Below are 243 nucleotides of genomic sequence, written 5' to 3' on the forward strand. Positions count from 1 at the left end.
TGGGTGATCTTTCTTATACAGCTGGGAGATCTCTGCCTCGCGGAAGGTCAGCTCATTGAGTTGATTATCAACGTTCACAATCTGCTCAAGAACGGCTTTGGCTTCCAGGTTAAGGTCAACCGAATCGCGCTGCTGGCGATAAACGTTGAGTTTTTCTTCCGCCTGGTCCAGCTCGCTGCGCACTTCAGGTAACTGGCGCTGTAAGAATTCAAGGCTTTGTGAATCCTGCGCCGCCTGGCGAGC

Annotated in this window: 1 pseudogene; it reads right to left on the minus strand. The window is 52.3% G+C overall.

Going from position 1 to position 243, the window contains the following annotated elements:
• A pseudogene (locus tag SB756_RS34195) lies at positions 1-243 on the minus strand (tyrosine-protein kinase); the annotation flags it as partial.

The sequence above is a fragment of the Pseudomonas sp. SIMBA_068 genome, assembly GCF_046534705.1.
Taxonomy (GTDB): domain Bacteria; phylum Pseudomonadota; class Gammaproteobacteria; order Pseudomonadales; family Pseudomonadaceae; genus Aquipseudomonas; species Aquipseudomonas putida.